Origin of the sequence: Streptomyces sp. NBC_01750, from assembly GCF_035918095.1 — a bacterium.
In the GTDB taxonomy this organism is placed as follows: domain Bacteria; phylum Actinomycetota; class Actinomycetes; order Streptomycetales; family Streptomycetaceae; genus Streptomyces.
In genome coordinates this window covers 4,331,139-4,350,005 of record NZ_CP109137.1, presented here as the reverse complement: position 1 = coordinate 4,350,005, position 18,867 = coordinate 4,331,139, and the positions used below count along the sequence as shown (strand labels likewise).

Sequence of the window (18,867 nt, the reverse complement as noted above, 5' to 3'; positions counted from 1 at the left end):
TTTGTTCCCAGACGCTGGCCCTGTGCCCCCGCCAACGGCGACATGAACCGTGGAGGTACAGGGCCTCTTTCATAACCGACACACCTGGACCGCAATCCCTAAACCGTGCGGCCAACGGTCCCTAACATCGCGCGTTTCCACGAGAGCATCTACCAGTTCTGGCGCTAAAAAACGCAGCAGTCCAGGTCAAGCCCTGGGAGAAGTTGACGATGTGACACGGCCGTGGCGTTCGCATGGTACCTCTAAACTGGTCCCTACGACGAGAAAGAGCACACGGATGGCACGGGGCCTGGCTGATTTCAGCCCCTCTGCGCTGCGCGCATATCGGATGAAAGCCTACGGGCGCCCGACGGGGATAGCGATGACCGCGGAGGAGCTGGCACGCGCCGTCGGGGCGACGAAAGCACAGATCCTCGCCTATGAGAACGGGCACCGAGTGCCGGACCCGCCGCGGGTGCGGGCCCTAGCCTGGGCGCTGAAGGTCCACCCGTGGCAACTCATGAACTTTGAAGAGCGCAACTCGTGGGCGCTTGCGGACTACCGGCGTGGTGCCGGGCTGCGGGCGCGGGACGTGGTGAGCCTTCTCGGGGTTTCCCCCAAGAACTACCGCAGGTTCGAGAACGAGGGCATCGTGCCGAGTCGTCGTCCCCGGTTCGTGGACGAGGTCGCCGCTGCTCTGGGCATGTCTCTGGGGATGGTGGAGCGGGCTATCGACCAGGCGCCGGCGGTGCAGCGCCGTCAGGCTCGAGCATCCGAACTGGTCGTGGCTATGGCCGAACGCTATGTGCCCAGGCCTGGCCCGTGGCGGGGGCCCGCCCTCGATGACCCGAACCTGATCGAACTGGCTGCGGCGTACGGCCGCCCCGTGCAGCGGATACGTCGCGTCCTCACCTATGAACTGGGCGAACTGCGGCAGAAGCAGGTGCGCGCCCGACGCGAGCGCATCATCGCGGACTACGACACCGACCGTCACCGGCAGGCGGGTGCACAACTAGCCCTGAACCGCTGGAACGAGATTTTCTACAGAAACCTGGGCAGGATGCCACGGCGCCTGGAGCAGTTCCACCGAACCGCTCAGCCGTCAGACGTCTGGCAGCTTCTGGTCGACCTCTACAACGTCGACGCCACGGTGCGCTCCGATGCGGGTATTTGGGCGACCACTACGCTCCTATGCACGGACCCCGACGTGCTGCCGCCAAATATGGTCGAGCGTCACACCGTTGAGGACATCGCGGTCTGTCGCCTCTCTGCCCGGGGGACGAATCACGTCAGCGCCTTCGCTGGGCTGTACGCGGCGCTCTACCCGGGCGTCCGCCGGCCCCTCCGCACGGTGGCCCGCGCCAGTGCGAAGACGCGCGGACCCGGCAGCGGACCGGAGACGTTCACGCTGCCGAGTCGTGCCGAGCGCCTGGTGGTGCCCCAGCCGCTTCTTGAATCCGCGCGCATGGTGGCGGCGGATACCAAGAGCATCATCCCCTTGAAGCTGAGTCCCCGGTTCGACCTCATGGTGGGCACGAACTCTCTGTCGCTGGTCGCCACCGACGAGCTGTTCTCCATCGATGCCCAGGACTGAGCGGCTAGGCCAGCAACCGCCGGGGCGAGCACCGCGCACAGCTGGTTTGATAGGGCTGGGTTGGTGTCTGCCGACCAGCGACATGCTGACTTCAACTGCTACCGCAGTTCAGGAGGTCGGGCATGCAGACGCTCGATGCGTCCAGCGTGGTGTTCTCCCGAGCATCCGCCGCGGCCCCCTGCCTTGAGACGACAGGCAGGGGCCGCGGATTTCAAGACCAGTGCGATCGCCATCCGAGCGAAACCCTGACCTGCGTATACGGACTCCCCGGCATTCCTCGCTGTACTGATTAGCCGGAGGTTGGCCGCGCGATCTGGCACAGCTACGGCAGGTGACCTCTTCGTCCAGAAGTAACTTGGGTGGCGGCTCGACCAGGGGCCGCCGTGCCTTCACCTGCTGCGATACTCCGCAGACGTGCGTGGGTGTCCGCCGCTGTCTGTCGGCGTCGTCACGCAGTTAGACACTCGCCGCTGTCGCTCTCTCCTCCCGGCGCCAGCTGGTTCAGCCTGATCACGCTGGGTGTTGCCAGAGATCAACTTACGAGCTTGCGGAACCGCTCGAAGAGTAGCCGGAACTCTCCTGGGTAAGGCCGCTCTTGCTCCTCGTTGTCGAGCTCGTTCGGATCGACTGGGGTGTTCGCTGTTACGACCTCATCAACAAGGGTTGAAAGATCGTCGTCGTCCAGCAGGAGTACAAATTCGTGTCGACTGAGCGCTGCGTCTCGGCAACGCTGCAGAAATCTCTCCTTTTCGGCGAGAGACCTACACAGTAATAGCCCGACCTTTCCGCGCAGTGGTGAGAATCTTCCGCACAGCTGATCCAACTCTGGATTTCCGAGCTCAGAGTGATAGTTCTTGCACTCGACGAATATGTGGGAACTTGGGTGCCCCTGTCGCATCACCCACCCGAAGAATCCGTCTGTCGCATTGTTCGTGTAGGTGATGTCGACGCGTTTCCGGGCTTGATCCAAGGGATGCTCGACAATAGGGTAGGTCAGCCACGGATAGAAGATTGCACTTAGGACTCCATGGACTCTGTGATGATATTCCGTGGCGTTTTCTGTGCCTGGTGGGGTGTCGAGGACAGCCTTGAGTAGATTCCGGTAATTAACGGGCTTAGTGCCGGTCGCCTGACTTAGCTCATCATGATCCAGAGGGTGCGACGGCTTCTTCCGTTTCTGCTCCTTATAGGCGTGGAATACCTGAGGTCGGGTCACGCTCAGGTCGACCATCTTTTCTTTTCCTCCGCCATACTCCAATTCAACGTCAATTTTGGTTACGAATTTTCGCCCGCTCTTGGCTGTTTGCACGAGTTTGCTGCTCGGATTGTCGAGCTCTTCATCTTGAAGTGTGGGCGCCAGATGGTTTCTGAAGTAATCTTCTTTGGTTAGATGGAGATCGTGGCGGACGATCACCTTGGGTACCAGCAGGAGCGGGTTGCTTAACGGTACGAGCATCCTCGTATTGCCCTCTTCCCACTCGCAGGCCGAAGGATTCCAGACGAGTCCGCTGTTAATTCCCTCGCGTAGCTCCATTCCGTACATTGATGCCATGGATTGGGTGTAGGAGATCAGCATTCCGCGAATTATATTCGTGGTGACATCGGAAATGATGTCCTTGCCAATCCCTTCGATAAATAGTGCAGTGTCTTCCAGGTCCTCAAGTAGTCCGGTTTCTGCAGCTTTGCTGACGGTGAGGTTCTTGGAAATGCGTTGCACAAGATACGGTCCCAGGCCGCGGCCGCGCGACTTTCCCTTGGACAATCCGAAGTGAGTTTCGTTAGGCTCTTGGAGGCGGACAAGGAGTTCACGTAGCCGATGAGGGTCGCCGTGGGTAATTGCATCGACGACACTGTGAAAGAACGTCGAAAGCATTGTGTGGCACTGGCTTGACCACTCGTCCGGAAGGTTCTTTAGCGTGCTGGGGTCTATGTAGACTGGAGTGTCTGTTTCTACGTCCACATCGACAAAGTCGAGAGTTGGCTGAGTTCGACCCAGTTTGTAGTACTCGGAAACACGCATGACGCCCCCCAGGCTCGCCGAACGACCTTCCATGGAACGGCATCACTACCCACGCTTAGAATTCTCTACGCTCTATGGCGTCGAGTTGGCCGAAAGAGGCTCAGCGTTTCGGCTCTGGGCTGTGTTGGATGCCCTTCCCCCTTCGAGGTGGAGCCCCTCGTGGCTTCGGGAGCATCGCACCCCTGAGCCAGCAGGGCCCAAGCGGCTCGTGGACATCTGTGCGAACGATTTCGGGTCCGGACCAGTTGCGCACGCCACCACTCGCGTCGGAAATTCGGCACGCAGTGCCATTTTTTCGAACAACCTGCAGCGCTGGCCGTACTACGAATACCATAGCCCTCCGATCGAGTGAGGGGCATCCTTTGATCCTGCGTGAATTTTTGTATGTAGACACCGACAAAGTCAGGGCGATGCTAGCTCAGCTTGATGGCGGAGTAGCAGAAGAGGAACGGGAAACCAGTCGCGACGAGAAGAAGAACACTATTGGGCCGAGGAGCGTTGCCCAGCACTTGCAGGTGACTGGCAGTGAAAGATATACGCAGAAATCCCTAGGTGATGCCATCTTCCCCATGCTTGAGGACGCACTGGAAACCGAGTCCCTACTCCGGGACATATCGGTAGAAGCCGCCGACATCACTCAATGGACGTCGGGGAATCTAAAGGAGATCGCCCCTCCGGGGTCACTCGTTCGGATCACTGCTCCGGGATCACTCTTCGACACGCGATATGCCGCTGGCGTTTTCTCGGGGTTTGCTTCAGTTGCTACCGGATTGCAGGGCATTGGAGCCCTGCCATCATCTGCGCCCACTGGCTCATCGCCCCGCACGGGAAAGCAGGGGCAACAGCGACCGCCGAAGTCCGGACAAATGCAACCGGAGCGCCAGCTGGAAGATGCCATCGTGGACTTTTATGGGATGGAAGGAGTCGACGGCGCATCTCTCCGTTCCATCATTCGCATGGCTAGGGGGATCTTCGCCCCAGGACTGCATATCAATCTCTCGCCTGTTGATTCGGGAGAGGTGTTGATCGGCTCCCGACTGCAAGAGGGTCGCCAGTACCTGGACACCGAGGCCGATATCCTCTTCGCGCGATACGGAACATCGAGGCAAGAATGGACGCTCGTGGGTAGCGTTGGTAGCTACGGCCCCGAAGACACAGAACTACCCGATCTGGCATTCACTAATCCGGATGGAACTGTAAACAGGGGGCAATTCGCGGACTCGATTAATGGGCTCATGAAGTATTTGGGTGGGATGGGATTCATTGACCTTCCCCAGCATCCCGGATTCTCCTTGATTCCATTTGCGGTGTATCGCTCGATCCCTCGACTTTCTAGCAGCATTGTTCGACAGCAGTGACAGGTCCGCGTAGCCGACCGCCCAACCACAGCGGGTTTTCCCAACCCCCGTGCCGGCGGTTTCTCTAGGGCTGGTGTCGCGCTCGGTGCGCCGCCGCCCGGCCGGGGGCAGCCGGGCGAAGACAGAGGCAAGCCCGCGGCCGGGGGCAGCGGCGCGCGCCGCGCTTGCGCGGCGCCTTGACCCGGCCCGGCTCGGCACTGCCACGCGACCACGGTGACCCAATGTCATGACATTGTCAGCGCTTGAAGGAGTCCTTGGTCCTCTCTTTCTCGCCCCGCATCTTGCCCCGTGCTTCGAGGGCGGCGCCCTTTGCTGCGAGGGTCTCTTTGTGCACCGCGTGGGCCGCCTTCCGCACGGTCTTTCCGACGACCTGTTCGGCCTTCGCCTTGGCTTTCTCTCCGGCACTCATCTCAGTACCTCCGCGCAGTCTCACTGGCCGAGTGCCCTTGAGGAGCAGGGACAAAACCACCTTGCGGGGCGCCCCGATCCGGGATGCACGAGGTCCCATGGATCTGGAGGAACACGAGGGCCGGAACCGCGGCGGCTGGCCGCCATGGCGAAGGAGCGCCGAACGCCTTCGCCGTTTCGATGGGCTCTCGGTGGTAGGTGTCTCTGCTGTCTCACTGTCCCCTAGGTGGGTTGATCTGCGAGAACGGGTTGGGGGCAGTGTTCAGCAGGCGGTGTCCCACTGTCCCGCCACGCCTGCTTGAGGTGGCCAGCGGCAGCAGCGGCACTCTCATGGCACGTCACTTACGCGCACCTTCACACCGAGCACGCATGACGGGAACCACTTCGCCTGTTCCTTGCCGGGTGGCCGACGTGCAGCGGGAGTGCGGACTCAAGCGGGGGGGTGGGTAGCCGCTGGTGAATCGGCGGTGTCAATCAGCTGGCGCCCATCATGGGCACGCACCTGCGCCGCGTCGCTGTCGAGAGCATCGAGCACGCGCACCGAGTACGCCTCAAGCATGTGGCTCTCTACCTCTTGGCGAGTGAACCACTGTACGTCGACCGACTCGCTAGAGGTGCGCTCTTCCCCTCCGACCGGCCGGCACAGAAACACGAGGGCCACGATGCCGCGCGCCATGTTCTTGTAGACCCCGGTCAGGCGCACAGCGTCAACCTTGATGCCAGTCTCTTCCAAGACTTCCCGGCAGGCGCCGTCCTCCGGCCGCTCGTCAAGCTCCAGAACGCCGCCCGGCGCCTCCCATGCGTCGTTGTCGGCCCGCCGGATCACGAGAACACGTCCATCCTGACGGACCACGATGCCCGCTACAGAGACCGAGTGCAGCGACATTGACGCGCCTTCCTGGGTAGCGTTACTCATGTATATGAGCATAGGAGGAGCAGAAGGACATGGGGACCACAGCCTCTAGGGACTCTGGCAAGCCACGGTACCTACAGATCGCCGAAGACCTCGCTCAGCAGATCAGGGCTGGAGTGCTTGCACCCGGAGAGAAGGTGCCCAGTGAGTCGGAGCTGATGGCTCGCTACTCGGTGTCGCAGGGCACGGCGCGCAAGGCCGTCGCAGAGCTGCGCCCGACGGGCCTGATCGACACCCACCACGGCAAGGGCTCATTCGTAAAGAGCCAGCCCCCCGTACGCCGCAAGTCCTCGGACCGGTTCCGGCGGTCGCACCGCAGGGCGGGGAAGGCCGCCTACATCGCGGAGACGGAGCAGGCGGGCAAGAAGCCCGGCGTAACGGTCCTCTACATCGGCCCGGCCGAAGCACCGAGCGATATCGCGGAACGGCTGGGCGTGCCCGCTGGCACACAGGTGCTCGCACGTCGCCGGCTGTACTTCAGCGACGGCACACCGACGGAAGAGGCAACGTCCTACCTGCCATGGGACATCGCGAAGGACATTCCGGAACTGTTCGCTGAGAATCCAGGAGGCGGCGGCATCTACGCACGCCTGGAGGACAACGGACACACGTTCTCCGAGTTCACCGAGACAGTCCGCGCGAGGCTTGCCACCAAACAGGAGACGGTCGCCCTGAGCCTCAGCCCCGGCTCTCCGATCATCCACCTCACCCGCAGTGCGGAGACAGACACGGGCCGCGTCGTGGAGGTATGCGACACCATCATGGCCGCTGACCAGTTCGTTCTCGACTACCGCATTCCCGCCGGGGACTGACGGAAGCTCAGCCCCGGCAGCCCGTCGTGAAGATTCTTCTCGCGGCGGGTTGACTCATGTACATGAGTTGGGCACTCTGATGAAGCGAACTCCTACACATGAGTACAGGAGTACAGGAGCTCTCAAGCTCCGTGCATTGCGTGCCCGAAAGGGCGCGTTGCTCCACAACTCCACAGTGTGATCCACCGCAGCGAGACGGCCGTGACAGCGCCAGCCGAGGGCGAGTGGAGACCAGTCGGCCGAGACCGGACCCGCGTCACAACCGGGTCCCACACCCCGAAGGGGGACACGCCACCGACTCGAAAGAACCGCACGGCACACCGCTGCCATGACTTCCGGGACCTCGGGACTCCCCGGGCCGAGCAGCGCCGTGCGAACAGGAGATCCACGTACAGACCTGACAGACCCACCAATGGCGTGCGGCCCCGGTGCGGGAACACCGGGGCCGCTGTTCGGGCCGTCCACCTGAAAGGAACTACGACCCATGAGGACCATCGTTGCTGGTCATGTGGCTGTTACCGCCACAGAGTTCGTTGAGCTCGCGCTCGGTACCCCGCTGGATCTGTGGCTGGGTGTCGAGGGTGAGAGCGAGCTGGAGCGGGCGGCTCGCGAAGATGCGGCCCGGGACATCCTCGCGGACAGTCCGGAGCTTGCGGACCGGGTGAGCGCGGTTGCCGCGGAGGCGATCGAGGCGTTCGCCCCGGAGCTGTTCAACGTCGTCCCTCTGACGCGTCCCGCGGGCCGCCGTCAGTCGCGTGCGGGCAAGAGGGCCGCGGCATGAACGACCTGACACTGAACAACCTGACTGCCCCGCTGCGCGTGCTGCGCATGCTGGCGGTCGACTTCCCGGATCTGCCGGCCGTGCACGTGCATGTGTCGCCGCTCTACCCGGACCGGCTGGAACTCTCGCTCCACCACGACATTGCCGGGTTCGAGGCTTGGCGTGCGGCGCTTGCGATCAGCCCGGATGCCGTGACCGGGCACGTGCAGGGCGACGGTACGACCTTGTGCCTGGAAGCGGCGATCGAGTACGCGGGCGCCACGGTCCAGCTCGTGGGCTACGCACCGGTGACGCCGCCCTCGTCCGCGACGGACCGTCCGGGCGTCGCGCGACCGGTCACGGTCGGGGTGTCGCCATGAAGCGGCCCGCATCCCCGGGCGAGCAGATCGCCGCGCTGCTCCTGCTCCAGTCGCGCCTCACGCGGGTGCTGATTGCTATCGCGGTCGTAGCGCTCGCGTTCACCGCGACGAACGTGACCTTGTTCGCGATCACTCACCACATCTCAGTGTGGATCGCGTGGCTGCTCGATCCGATGGTCGCGGTCGCCCTCGGCACCGTACTGATCGTTGACGGACTGCTGTCGCAGCACGGTGTGCACCCCTCGGGATGGGCCACCGCGCTGCGCTGGTTCGCCGGTCTGGGCACGTGGTTGATGAACTGCTGGGCCTCTCTGTGGCCGGACGGCTCCCCGTTCGGGGTGCCGCGGGAGGTGGACCCGGCGGGGCTGGTTTTGCACTCGATTCCCCCGGTGCTGTTGATCGTTCTGGCCGAGGCGATCACGCATTACCGGCGGGCGATCCTCGCGAGGATCGCGGAACTGCGTCCCCTGGTGAATGAGGGGGACGGCGTCCCTGTTCACCCCGCGTCCACTCCGGCATTCACCCCGGTCCCAGACGCGCAGCCGGTCGCGCCGCAGGAGTCGGATCCGGCGGTAGAGCGGCTGGTCATCTGTGGTGGACAGCAGGTGTATCCCCTCGCTGTCCCCCCGTCGTCCACCCGGGACGAGGAAGGGGCCACTGCGGGGGAGAAGCTGCCCGCAGACGAGGCGCTGAATGTCATCCGGACGTGCTGGGTCATGGGCGACACGATCGCTCAGGCCGCGGTGAAGTCCACCCGGTCCACCACCTACGTCCACAAGGTCTATAAGCGACTTGAGGGCGAGCAGGACACGGGCCGTCCGCACCTGACGGCCGTGGGCGGTGAGGGCTGATGTCCGCTGCTTTCGGCAAGTGCTACGACCCCACCGGCAGCACGTATGGGGTCCCTACGTTTCCGTGGCGGTTCGCGCCGGACGGATACGCGACGCGCCGGCAGTTACGGGCCCTCGGGCTGCGGCCCGGCGGGCAGCCCGTTGCCGCGCAGGTGATGCGCCGGGCCCGCCGCCGTTGCGGCGGAGTGCAGGTCGCCTACCTCTACCGGCTCGACCGTGCCAAACCGGTGCGGCCGATGACGAAAGCGATGTGGGCCGCGCACGCCAAAGCGATGGCGGCCCGCCGGGCCTGCCCCAACTGCCGCAGGGATGCCGGCTACTGCATCCCCACCTCGCTTGGCATGTGCGTGGCCTGCGCCTATCCCGCCGCACAGCAAGCCGCCTGAACTCGACTACTCGTCAAGGAGATCCGCCGTGAGCACCGCTGCCACGACCACGACCTTCCACTACGTCATGACCGTCCACGCGAGCGAAGGCCGCTTCGCCACCTTCAGCGGCACGGCCAACCTGCCCACCGGCCCGCAGGGCGGCACCCGGGCCAAGGCGTTCGAGCAGATCCGCGCCGTCGTCGCGCGGGACATGGGCCTGTGCATCGACCAGCTCGCGGTGCAGTTCTTTTCGATCGAGCCCAACCAGCTCTGACCTCGTACGGCTCCCGACGTACAGCGCGCCGCTTGCTTCCCCTGTCGGCAGGGTCCGGCCCTCACCTTCCACAGATCCGGCCGGACCGCTACTCCACCGAGGAGTGATCGCAGCATGACCGACGTCAGTACCGAGCCGGTAGCGGCAGAACCGGCCACCCCGCCACCCACACCCGAGACCACCCCCCGCCCCCATAAGGCGCCCGAGGCCGCGGAGTTGGGTCACACGCCGGGCGGCTGGCCCGTCGTGCCGCTGGCAACGACCGGAGCCAACAGCACCATTGGCCTGGTCGCCACCGCAGCCCTGGCCGGTGGGCCGGTGGCCGCGGCGATCGCCATGACCGGTGCAGTTGTCCTCGGCACGGCAGCCGCCGCCCGCGCGAAGCGCCGTGACGAACGGCGCACAGGACGCAAGGCCGCGGCCCCTACAGGGTCGCGCTCTGCGTCGACCGCGGGCGGAACGCGATCGCAGCGCCGTGGCGGGGTGCCGTCGCAGTCCCGTAACGGGAACGCCGGCACCACTAAGCACCGGGGGAGCAAGCCCCGTACCGGGACGGGCGCGCACGCCAGATCTCCCGCCGGCAGCAGCAAGCATCGCCAGGCCACGCGCGCCGCACGCACTGCGAACCGGCACGGGACTGCCCGCCCCGGCAGCACGGGCCGGGTGGGTCAGGTGCGTGCGCTGCGCGCTGACAAGCGCCAGGCCGCGCCGACGCGGGCCGCGAATCGTGCGCAGACCACCGCGGCACGCCGCGGTGTCGCAGACTCCCACCGAGCCGCCAAAGCCGCCGCCCGCAGCACCCACGCACCAGCAAGAGGCCGTATGGGTCGGGCCCTTGCCAAAGGTGTGGGCAAGGTCGCATCGGGCCGCAATGCGCTAGTCAACAAGGCGCGTGCGGCCAAGGATCTGCGCACCGGGCAGGACGTTGCGGGTAGGCGTTCCGCGGTGCGCAAGGCGCCCGCTCGCAAGCGGGCCCGTGGGGCGCTGTGGCGCTCGGCAGTCCGGATGCAGGGCCGCAGGCTGGTGGCGGCGCTGCTGGGCGGGGCGCTGGGCATCGTCGGCCTGTTCACCACGCCGCTGGGCCGCAAGTTGGGCATTCGCTGGCTCCAGTACCCCGGGCGTCGCCTGTACCGCAGGTTGCTGGGTCAGGCCCGGCTGGAGCGAGCCGAGCGGGACGCGGCGATCCGGCAGACCCAGGATGCCGAAGAGGCTGCCGCGGACGCGGATGCCGAGAGCGACTCCAACGAGATCAAGGGCCAGGTGGAGCGTCCGACGCACCTGGTCCCCGCTACTCCTGCTTCACCCGCGTTCGCTGAGGAGGCGATGCACGTGTCTGGGTTCAACTTCGAAGAGACCGCAGCCGAGATGGAGTCCGCGGCCCACTCCTACGAGCCCGATGGCTGCATGGAGATCCTGGCCATGGTCGAGGGCCTGCCCGCCGCCCTGCTGAGCGTCGCCCGCACGATGCAGATCCTCGCGGAGCGCTCCGACTCGGAGTTCCCGATGGAGAAGGAAGTCGCTGGCGGTCTGACCGACATCTACAACGCCCTGATGTACGCCGTGTCCGCCGCCGAAGACCTGGGCCCGCTGTTTAGGCAGGTGCACGAGCAGGACATCGCACGGCACGAAGACCCCCGCAACGGTCCCGAAGCAGAGAAGGGCTGGAACGTCTGATCATGGCCACCAACACCAAGACCGCCACCAGCGGCCCGGTGTGGGACTGGAGCGCCGGTCACGGACCCGTGACCGGCGCCCTGTCCGCCACCACCGGAGCCTTCGCCCTGGCCACCACCGGAGCAGCCACCTCCATGCCCCCGGGCTGGGCCCTCGCCGCCGGCACCGCCGGCGCGCTCGGCCATGCCATCGCCGGACTGCGCGCCCGCAACGCCGGCCGCACCATCGCCACCCGCGCCGCCTCCTGGCTCATCGGCGCGGGCTGGACCACCTGGGCCATGAACACCGGGCCGCTGACCTGGGCCGCGCTCGGCTCCCTCGCCACCATCGGCATCGGCATCGGCGCAGCCGCACACTCCATGAGCCTGTACGAGGAGGCGCGCGAGGAGGAGGCCATCGCCGCAGCCCAACGCCACGTCGCCGCCGAACTCTCCGCGGAACGGCGGGCGATCGCTGCGGAGTGGGTCGACCGCGTCCAGCGGGTGTGCGGCATCACGCTGCGCGTCCTCGCGGTCGAGATGTGGCCCACCGGCACCGGCTTCACCATCGACGCCGAACTCCCACCCGGCGGAGCCACCTACGACAGGATCGCGAAAGAGTCCGGACGGCTGTCCGCAGACGCCCGCCTGCCGCACGGCTGCACCGCCGCGGCCGGCCCCGGCATCGACCAGGGCCGCGTGATCATCGACGTGACCACCGCCAACGTCCTGGTCACCGAGACGCCCTATCCGAACGACTACGGGCCGCTCTCCATCCACACCGGGCTCCCGTGGGGGTATCGCACCAACGCGGAAGAGATCCTGACCTACCTGCGGGAACAGTGCGCGCTGGTCGTCGGCCCGACCGGCTCGGGCAAGACCAACATGATCCATGTCATCCTCGCCGGATTCGCCCGCGCCGAGGACGTCCTCACGTGGGTCATCGACCTGAACGCCGGATCAGCCGGCCTCCCCTGGGTCCTGCCCGCCCTCAACCACCAGCGTGAAGAAGGGCAGGCCCCCTTGCGTCCGGGGGTGGACTGGCTGGCCGCCTCCTACGAGGAAGCCCTCCTGATGCTCGATACGGCAGTCAGGGTCGCGAAGCACCGGAAGATGGCCTACCAGGACCTGATGTCCCGCGCGAACACCGACCTGCTGCCGGTGAGCCCGAAGATTCCGCAGATCATGCTCGTCATCGACGAGGGCGCGGAGATCCTGACCAGCAACGACAAAAACATGCGGGAGCTGGCCCGGAAAATCCTCGAAGTCATCCGCATCGCCCGCGCCATGGGCGTACGCACCGTCCTGACCGCGCTCGGAGCGACAGGCTCCGTACTCGGGAACCTGATGATCCGACGTGAGGCCAAGGTGCGCGTCGCGCTGACCGGTGGTGAGACCGAGGGCATGGACCTGAGCAAGATGTTCCCCGGCAGCCGCGGACTCAAGGCCGACCAAGCCCCCTACAAAGGTGCTGGGTTCATGGGCACCCCGGAATCGCCGGTGGCGCTGTTCAAGAACTGGCGGATCCTGCCCAACCAGATCCGCGACATCGTCGCCGCCACCTCCGACCGACACCCCGCACTCGACGCTCCGTCCGCGAGTGCGGCCGGACCCGGCTACGCCCGACGCTGGTACAGCGACCGCATCGCCTGGATGAACGACACCCCCAGCAACGACACCGGGCCCGAGACGACGACGCGCGCGGAGAGTGGTGGGTTGAACCTGTCGGCTCTCCGCAGCGAGAGTGCCGAGCCGGACGCGGACGTCCTGGCAGCGAAGTTCATGGCAGAGATCGACGAACAGTTCGGCACCACCCTCGAGCCCACAGCGGCGACCGAAGAGGAACCGACAGCCGCACCGCCGCGGGGCCTGAACCTGTCCGCGCTGCGCGGGGACAAGGACAGCGACGCGGGCCCGGTATGGCTCGCGGAAGCGATCGACGCCATCAAGTCCGCAGGCCCCATGGGCATGAAGCCCTCCGCCGTCGCCGACCTCGTGGGCCGCAGCCGACAGGCTGTCCGTGACGCCCTCAAAGCCGCTGCAGAGCGCGGTGAGTTGATCTACCGGGACAACGGACCGCACTCCGTCTACGTCCATCCCGACCACTTCTGAGAGCTCACACAGGGCTACTGACTACTGGCTAGTGACAACTTGCCACTAGCCGGTAGAACGCCCCGCTACTGGCCACCAGGGCCCCCTCAACAGGCCCTTTTGCTTGCCAGTAGCCACTAGGCACTAGCCACTACGGTCACCTTGCGTGACCACGGTGGGCAGTGCTCCGGGCCGGTTTCCACACCTGTGGAGACCGGCCCGCCCCGTTCCGGCACCACCCACCGCGAGATGAACGGAGGCACCACCATGACCCACCGACCGCCCGGACCCGAGCCGGGAAGCATCGCCCCGCACATACCCGCCCACCTCTACCGGCAGGCCGAACGCGAGGGACGCCCGATCATCGTCGTCGTCCAGGCCGCCCCGGCTGCCCGGACCGCGCACACCTACCTGGTGCCGCTCGGCCTCGGACTCGCTACCGCCATCGGGGTAACGGGCACGGTCGCCGCGATACTCGCGCTCTTCGAGTTCGCCATCCACACAGCAACCCTCATCGCCAGCACCGCCGGACCCATCGGCATCGGCGGCCTCACGTTCAAACTCACCCGACCCAAGTCCCAGTAAAGGAGCACCCAGCCATGTACGAGGACGACGACTTCATCGACTGCGAGCTGTGCGCTCCGTCCGACGACTCCGAGCCCTACCCGTACGCGCACTGCTGCGGATGCGGCGCGGATGGCAGCTCCGCCGCCCCGGACTGCACCTGCGAGTAGCAACGCCCGGGGCGACCCCTTCTCACGCCAATGACACGGGGCCGCCCCGGCTATCCAGCACCAATCACAGAACTGGAGACATCCAGCATGACCCATGACGCCCGAACCGCGCTGCTCCGCGCAGCGCTGGACGCAGCCGAACACGGCTGGCACGTCATCCCGCTCCGCCCCGGTGACAAGCCGCCGGCCTTGCACGGTGAGAAGTTGTGCACCGGCCGCGGCGACTGCGCCGACGGGCACCTGAAGTGGGAGCAGCGCGCCACCACCGACCCCTCCCGAATCGAACGCTGCTGGTCCGCCGGCGCGTTCAACGTCGGCATCGCCACCGGGCCGTCCGGGCTGGTCGTGGTAGATCTCGACCTGCCCAAGGACAAAGGCAGTGCGGACACGCCTTCCGGCGTGACGACCTTCCAGGCGCTCTGCGAGCGCGCCGACCAGGACGTGCCCTCCACTCGTACGGTGCGGACTGCGAGTGGTGGGGGGCGGCACCTTTACTTCACCGCCCCTGCTGGCATCCGGCTCGGCAACACGCAAGACAGGCTCGGGCCGAAGATCGACACCCGAGCCTGCGGTGGATACGTCGTTGCCCCTGGCAGCACCACCCCCGCCGGAGCGTATGAGGTCATCACAGACGCTCCGGTCGCCCCGCTGCCCGCATGGCTGCTCGAAGCCCTCAAGCCGACGCCAAAGCTCAGCTGTCCGACCGCCATTGCTCCGGTCCGCAACGCGAACCGCGTTGCCAAGGTTGCGCTGGAGCGTGAGTGCGCCAAGGTCGCCGCCACGCCGGAAGGCGGGCGGGAAGCCGTGCTCTTCAAGTCCGCACGGTCACTGGGGCGCTTCGTCGCGTGGGGCGATATCCCCCGTCACGAGGTAGAGCAGGCTTTTCAGTGCGCTGCGGAGTCGGCCGGCCTCAAGTCGTACGAGTGCCGCTCGACCCTGCGCAGCGCCCTGAACTGGTCGATTCGTAATGCGCGGCCTCGGGAGTCTGCATGAGCACCAGGCCGCGCCCCTCGTCACTGAAAAGCCTTCCTGCCGCGCCCACCGGCCCCAGCCTCGCCGGACCGGCCTCTGCTGCGTCCGACGGTGGTGCGCCGAAGGTCGTCGGCCGAACGGCCGTCCTTTCATCTGTTCGCCCTGACCCGCAGCAGGGCGACGGCAGGTATCCGATCGCGTGGCTGCACATCGTCACGCCGCAGCACGCGATTCCCACCGCGACGTCCGTCTGCGCCTGCGGCCGCAACCGCAGCGCGGTCGGCCACAAGCAGGTCATCGCCCTGGTCGAAGGGCACACCGCTCACCGGACCCTCTGCGCGCTGCGTACCACTCAGGAAGGAATCGCCGCATGAACGCGACACCGACCGGGCCGCCTGTCGACGGCGCGGCCCTGCTCGAAGAGGTGGAAGCCTTCCACCGCCGGTTCAACGTCTTCCCCCGCGAGGCCGCATACGTCGCTGTCGCCCTGTGGGACGCGCACGCCCATCTGATTGACGCGTTCGACGGCACTGCCCGTATCGCGTTCCTGTCCCCCGAGCCAGGGTCGGGCAAGTCCCGCGCGCTGGAGATCATCGAAACTCTCACCCCCCGCGCCGCGACCACGGTCAACGCATCGCCCAACGCCCTGTTCCGGCTGGTCGAAGCGCCCGAGGGGACCCCGACTCTCCTCTTTGACGAGATCGACACCGTGTTCGGGCCCAAGGCCGGCGGGGACGAACTCGTACGCGGCTTCCTCAACTCCGGATACCGCCGCGGCGGCAAGTCGCTGCGCTGTGTAGGGGACGGCTCCAGCCAGACGGCAGCTTGGTTCTCGTCCTTCTGTGCTGTTGCCATGGCCGGGCTCGGCTCCCTGCCGGACACGATCCTCACTCGCTCGGTCATCATCCGCATGCGCAAGCGCGCCCCCAACGAGAAGGTCGAGCCCTACCGCCGACGCATCCACGAGAAGCAGGGCCACGCCCTACGTGACCAGCTCGCCAAGTGGGCCGACACCGTTCGCGATCAGGTCGCCGACGCCTGGCCGGTCATGCCGGACGGGGTGTCCGACCGCCCGGCGGATGTGTGGGAACCCCTCCTCGCCGTCGCCGACGCGGCCGGCGGCTACTGGCCCGAGCGGGCCCGCGCCGCCTGCCTCGAACTCGTCAACGCGGCCACCGACAACGACGAAGCCTCACTCGGCATCCGCCTGCTCACCGACCTCCGCGACACCGTGTTCTGCGGGGCCGACCGTATGCCCACCGCCGTCATCCTCGAATGCCTCCTGCGCATGGACGAGGCGCCGTGGGCCGACCTGGATGACAAGCCGCTGAACTCCCGCACCCTGGCCAAGCTGCTCGGTCAGTACGTCACATCCGGCAACAAGCCGATCAAGCCGCGTGGCATCCGCACGCCGTCCGGCTTCCCGAAGGGCTACTACGCGGAAGACCTCACGGACGCCTGGACGCGCTACTGCCCCCCACCCCCTCTCAGGTCCGCCACGTCCGCCACGTCCGCCACACCGCAGGTCAACGGGGGTGAATCTGTGGCGGATAGCCCCTCTGAGACCCGCCACATGTCTCCGGAAACCGCCACACCGCTGTTCCCCGTCGCTGGCTGACCAGCCCGACCACCAGGTGCCGCCGCACGTCACGTGTGGCGGCACCTATCCGCCACACCACCGGCATCCGCCACGGAACCAGGCCGCTGACCTGCGATGTGGCGGCGTGGCGGACGTGGCGGATCCCTCAGAAGGGGACCAGAGGGTCCCTTCGTCGCGCCGCGAAGGAGCGAAGCAGTGACAGGCGACCAGACACACACACTCTCCGTAGTCCGTACCGAGGTCGGCCTCCCGGAAGTCGACTTCGATGCCACTCTCCTCGCCGTGAGGGTGGAGGAAGCCGCCCGCTTGCTGAGCGTCGGCCGGACGACCATGTACGCCCTTATCCGCGACGGAGCCGTCCAGACCGTGCCCATCGGTCGCTCCCGCCGCGTTCCCGTGCAAGCGCTCAGCGACTACCTCGCCCAGCGCATGCAGTCACGATCCCCGCACGCAGCCGCGTAAGGAGTCTCAATGACGAAGCGCGCCAAGCGCCCCGACGGCGCATCGTCCATCTACTTCGGTACAGACGGTTACTGGCACGGCCGAGTCACGGTCGGTGTCTGCGATGACGGGAAGCCCGACCGGCGCCACGTCAGTAGCAAGACCAGCGAAGCGGAGGTCATCAAGAAAGTCCGCGCGCTGGAGAAGCAGCGCGATGAGGGAAGGGTCCGGAAACCTGGCAGGCCGTGGACCGTTAAGGCGTGGCTCCTGCACTGGGTCGAGGAGATCGCCAAGCCGTCAGTCCGGGAGAACACCTACGCCGGGTACGAGGTAGCCGTTCGGGTGCACCTGATTCCCGGCGTAGGCGCTCACCGACTGGACAAGTTGGAGCCTGAGCACCTGGACCGCTTCTACACAAAGATGCAGGCCAACGGGAGCAAAGCCGCCACGGCTCACCAGGCCCACCGCACGATGCGCACGGCCCTCAACCACGCGCTTCGCCGCGGCCACGTCACCCGGAACGTCGCCACTCTCGCCGTACCTCCGAGAATCGAGGAAGAGGAGGTGGAGCCGTACGACATCGAGGAAGTGCAGCGTCTCCTCTCCGAGGCGGCCAAGCTGCGCAACAGCGCCCGCTGGTCCATCGCTCTCGCCCTAGGGCTACGGCAGGGGGAAGCTCTCGGACTGCGTTGGTCGGATGTCGACCTCCGGAACGGCATTCTCCGCGTGAGGAAGAACCGGCTGCGGCCGAAGTACCTTCACGGCTGCGGGGGAGCCTGCGGCCGAAAGCCTGGGTACTGCAAGCAGCGAGTCCGGAAGAACGAGGACACGGCCAACACCAAATCGCGTGCCGGCCGCCGGGTCATCGGGGTGCCCGGCGAGTTGGTCAGGCTGCTGGAGCTGCATCGAAAGGAGCAGGAACGTGAGCGCCTGCTTGCCGCGCAGGAGTGGCGTGAGACCGGATTCGTCTTCACGTCCCCTGTGGGTGAGCCGTTGGCGCCCAGCACGGACTACGACGCGTGGAAGCAGCTGCTCGCTGATGCCAAGGTGCGGGATGGCCGTCTGCACGATGCCCGGCACACCGCCGCCACGGTCCTGCTCATCCTGGGCGTCCCGGAACGGGTTGTGATGCAGATCATGGGGTGGTCGTCTACGGCGATGGCGGCCCGCTATCAGCATGTGACGGGCGGCATCCTGGCTGACGTGGCGCAGCGGGTCGGGGGCCTCATCTGGGAGGTGGCCAAGGCGACCGAAGAGGATGGTCCGGCGGGCTCCGAGGAAGCGCGTTGAGACTGTAGATGAGACTACGGACGCCGAAGGGCCCCACCGTGAACGGTGGGGCCCTTCAACGTATTGCCCGGTGAGAGCAATGGCGGAGGATACGAGATTCGAACTCGTGAGGGGTTGCCCCCAACACGCTTTCCAAGCGTGCGCCCTAGGCCACTAGGCGAATCCTCCGCGGCAAACAATACAAGACGTTGAGGAGTGCTAGCGAACTCGTTCCCACCCCCTGCCATCGGGTACCCTGTGCGGAGCCCCTCACGTGGCGCTATCTGACTGAACTCCCCCAGGGCCGGAAGGCAGCAAGGGTAGGTCGGCTCTGGCGGGTGCGTGAGGGGCGCTTGCGTTCGCGGGCGTCGATGCGGATGCCGAGGCGGGC

20 protein-coding genes, 1 tRNA gene and 1 other RNA gene are annotated in these 18,867 nt (G+C 66.2%); 18 read left to right on the top strand and 4 right to left on the bottom strand.

Annotated elements, in window-relative coordinates; genetic code table 11:
* Nucleotides 1-277: 277 nt before the first annotated feature.
* Entirely contained in the window at nt 278-1,573 is a 1,296-nt protein-coding gene (locus tag OG966_RS19460) for a helix-turn-helix transcriptional regulator (RefSeq protein WP_326650975.1), read from the top strand.
* A gap of 532 nt (nt 1,574-2,105) precedes the next feature.
* On the opposite strand, the gene OG966_RS19455 is transcribed toward OG966_RS19460, so the two are convergent.
* Nucleotides 2,106-3,593 carry a hypothetical protein gene (locus OG966_RS19455; protein ID WP_326650973.1) on the bottom strand — a complete coding sequence of 496 codons (1,488 nt, stop codon included), beginning with the start codon at nt 3,591-3,593 and terminating at the stop codon, nt 2,106-2,108.
* Nucleotides 3,594-3,955: 362 nt separating this feature from the next.
* Here OG966_RS19455 and OG966_RS19450 point away from each other — a divergent pair, with 362 nt between their 5' ends.
* Entirely contained in the window at nt 3,956-4,951 is a 996-nt protein-coding gene (locus OG966_RS19450) for a DUF6414 family protein (RefSeq protein WP_326650972.1), read from the top strand.
* 235 nt (nt 4,952-5,186) lie between these two features.
* Here OG966_RS19450 and OG966_RS19445 read toward each other — a convergent pair whose 3' ends face one another.
* A complete protein-coding gene (locus tag OG966_RS19445; RefSeq protein WP_326650971.1) occupies nt 5,187-5,360 on the bottom strand; it encodes a hypothetical protein in 174 nt (57 codons plus the stop codon).
* A 429-nt stretch (nt 5,361-5,789) separates the two neighbouring features.
* Nucleotides 5,790-6,287 (bottom strand): NUDIX hydrolase, encoded by a 498-nt coding sequence (locus tag OG966_RS19440; protein WP_326650970.1) that lies wholly within the window; start codon nt 6,285-6,287, stop codon nt 5,790-5,792.
* 17 nt (nt 6,288-6,304) lie between these two features.
* On the opposite strand from OG966_RS19440, the gene OG966_RS19435 reads away from it, so the two are divergent.
* The 15 genes from OG966_RS19435 (at nt 6,305) to OG966_RS19365 (ending at nt 18,497) form a co-directional block, all read left to right on the top strand.
* The gene (locus tag OG966_RS19435) at nt 6,305-7,084 is read left to right on the top strand and encodes a GntR family transcriptional regulator (RefSeq protein ID WP_326650969.1); all 780 of its coding nucleotides are present in this window, start codon (nt 6,305-6,307) and stop codon (nt 7,082-7,084) included.
* 484 nt (nt 7,085-7,568) lie between these two features.
* Nucleotides 7,569-7,865, top strand: coding sequence for a hypothetical protein (locus OG966_RS19430; protein ID WP_326650968.1), 297 nt, complete (start codon nt 7,569-7,571; stop codon nt 7,863-7,865).
* A complete protein-coding gene (locus OG966_RS19425) occupies nt 7,862-8,224 on the top strand; it encodes a hypothetical protein (RefSeq protein ID WP_326650967.1) in 363 nt (120 codons plus the stop codon). The genes OG966_RS19430 and OG966_RS19425 overlap by 4 nt, the downstream gene beginning before the upstream one ends.
* Entirely contained in the window at nt 8,221-9,075 is an 855-nt protein-coding gene (locus OG966_RS19420) for a hypothetical protein (RefSeq protein WP_326650966.1), read from the top strand. Before OG966_RS19425 ends, OG966_RS19420 begins: the two co-directional genes overlap by 4 nt.
* Nucleotides 9,075-9,461 carry an RRQRL motif-containing zinc-binding protein gene (locus tag OG966_RS19415; RefSeq protein WP_326650965.1) on the top strand — a complete coding sequence of 129 codons (387 nt, stop codon included), beginning with the start codon at nt 9,075-9,077 and terminating at the stop codon, nt 9,459-9,461. Before OG966_RS19420 ends, OG966_RS19415 begins: the two co-directional genes overlap by 1 nt.
* A 28-nt stretch (nt 9,462-9,489) precedes the next feature.
* Nucleotides 9,490-9,717: a hypothetical protein gene (locus tag OG966_RS19410; RefSeq protein ID WP_326650964.1), complete on the top strand. Its 228-nt coding sequence runs from the start codon at nt 9,490-9,492 to the stop codon at nt 9,715-9,717.
* 114 nt (nt 9,718-9,831) lie between these two features.
* A complete protein-coding gene (locus tag OG966_RS19405) occupies nt 9,832-11,391 on the top strand; it encodes a hypothetical protein (RefSeq protein ID WP_326650963.1) in 1,560 nt (519 codons plus the stop codon).
* A 2-nt stretch (nt 11,392-11,393) separates the two neighbouring features.
* The gene (locus tag OG966_RS19400; RefSeq protein WP_326650962.1) at nt 11,394-13,481 is read left to right on the top strand and encodes a hypothetical protein; all 2,088 of its coding nucleotides are present in this window, start codon (nt 11,394-11,396) and stop codon (nt 13,479-13,481) included.
* A gap of 246 nt (nt 13,482-13,727) precedes the next feature.
* Complete coding sequence (locus OG966_RS19395) at nt 13,728-14,045, top strand: hypothetical protein (protein ID WP_326650961.1); 318 nt, start codon at nt 13,728-13,730, stop codon at nt 14,043-14,045.
* Nucleotides 14,046-14,059: 14 nt separating this feature from the next.
* Nucleotides 14,060-14,194 (top strand): hypothetical protein, encoded by a 135-nt coding sequence (locus OG966_RS19390; protein ID WP_326650960.1) that lies wholly within the window; start codon nt 14,060-14,062, stop codon nt 14,192-14,194.
* 87 nt (nt 14,195-14,281) lie between these two features.
* Entirely contained in the window at nt 14,282-15,187 is a 906-nt protein-coding gene (locus OG966_RS19385) for a bifunctional DNA primase/polymerase (protein WP_326650958.1), read from the top strand.
* Nucleotides 15,184-15,540, top strand: a complete 357-nt coding sequence (locus OG966_RS19380; RefSeq protein WP_326650957.1) for a hypothetical protein — start codon at nt 15,184-15,186, stop codon at nt 15,538-15,540. The genes OG966_RS19385 and OG966_RS19380 overlap by 4 nt, the downstream gene beginning before the upstream one ends.
* On the top strand, nt 15,537-16,784 hold the full coding sequence (locus tag OG966_RS19375) for a DUF3631 domain-containing protein (protein ID WP_326650956.1): 1,248 nt from the start codon (nt 15,537-15,539) through the stop codon (nt 16,782-16,784). Before OG966_RS19380 ends, OG966_RS19375 begins: the two co-directional genes overlap by 4 nt.
* 177 nt (nt 16,785-16,961) lie before the next feature.
* On the top strand, nt 16,962-17,228 hold the full coding sequence (locus OG966_RS19370) for a helix-turn-helix domain-containing protein (protein ID WP_326650954.1): 267 nt from the start codon (nt 16,962-16,964) through the stop codon (nt 17,226-17,228).
* Nucleotides 17,229-17,237: 9 nt separating this feature from the next.
* On the top strand, nt 17,238-18,497 hold the full coding sequence (locus tag OG966_RS19365; protein WP_326650952.1) for a tyrosine-type recombinase/integrase: 1,260 nt from the start codon (nt 17,238-17,240) through the stop codon (nt 18,495-18,497).
* A gap of 80 nt (nt 18,498-18,577) precedes the next feature.
* On the opposite strand, the gene OG966_RS19360 is transcribed toward OG966_RS19365, so the two are convergent.
* A tRNA-Ser gene (locus OG966_RS19360) sits at nt 18,578-18,665 on the bottom strand.
* A 72-nt stretch (nt 18,666-18,737) separates the two neighbouring features.
* On the opposite strand from OG966_RS19360, the gene ffs reads away from it, so the two are divergent.
* Nucleotides 18,738-18,836, top strand: an RNA gene (gene ffs, locus OG966_RS19355) — signal recognition particle sRNA small type.
* Nucleotides 18,837-18,867 lie beyond the last annotated feature (31 nt).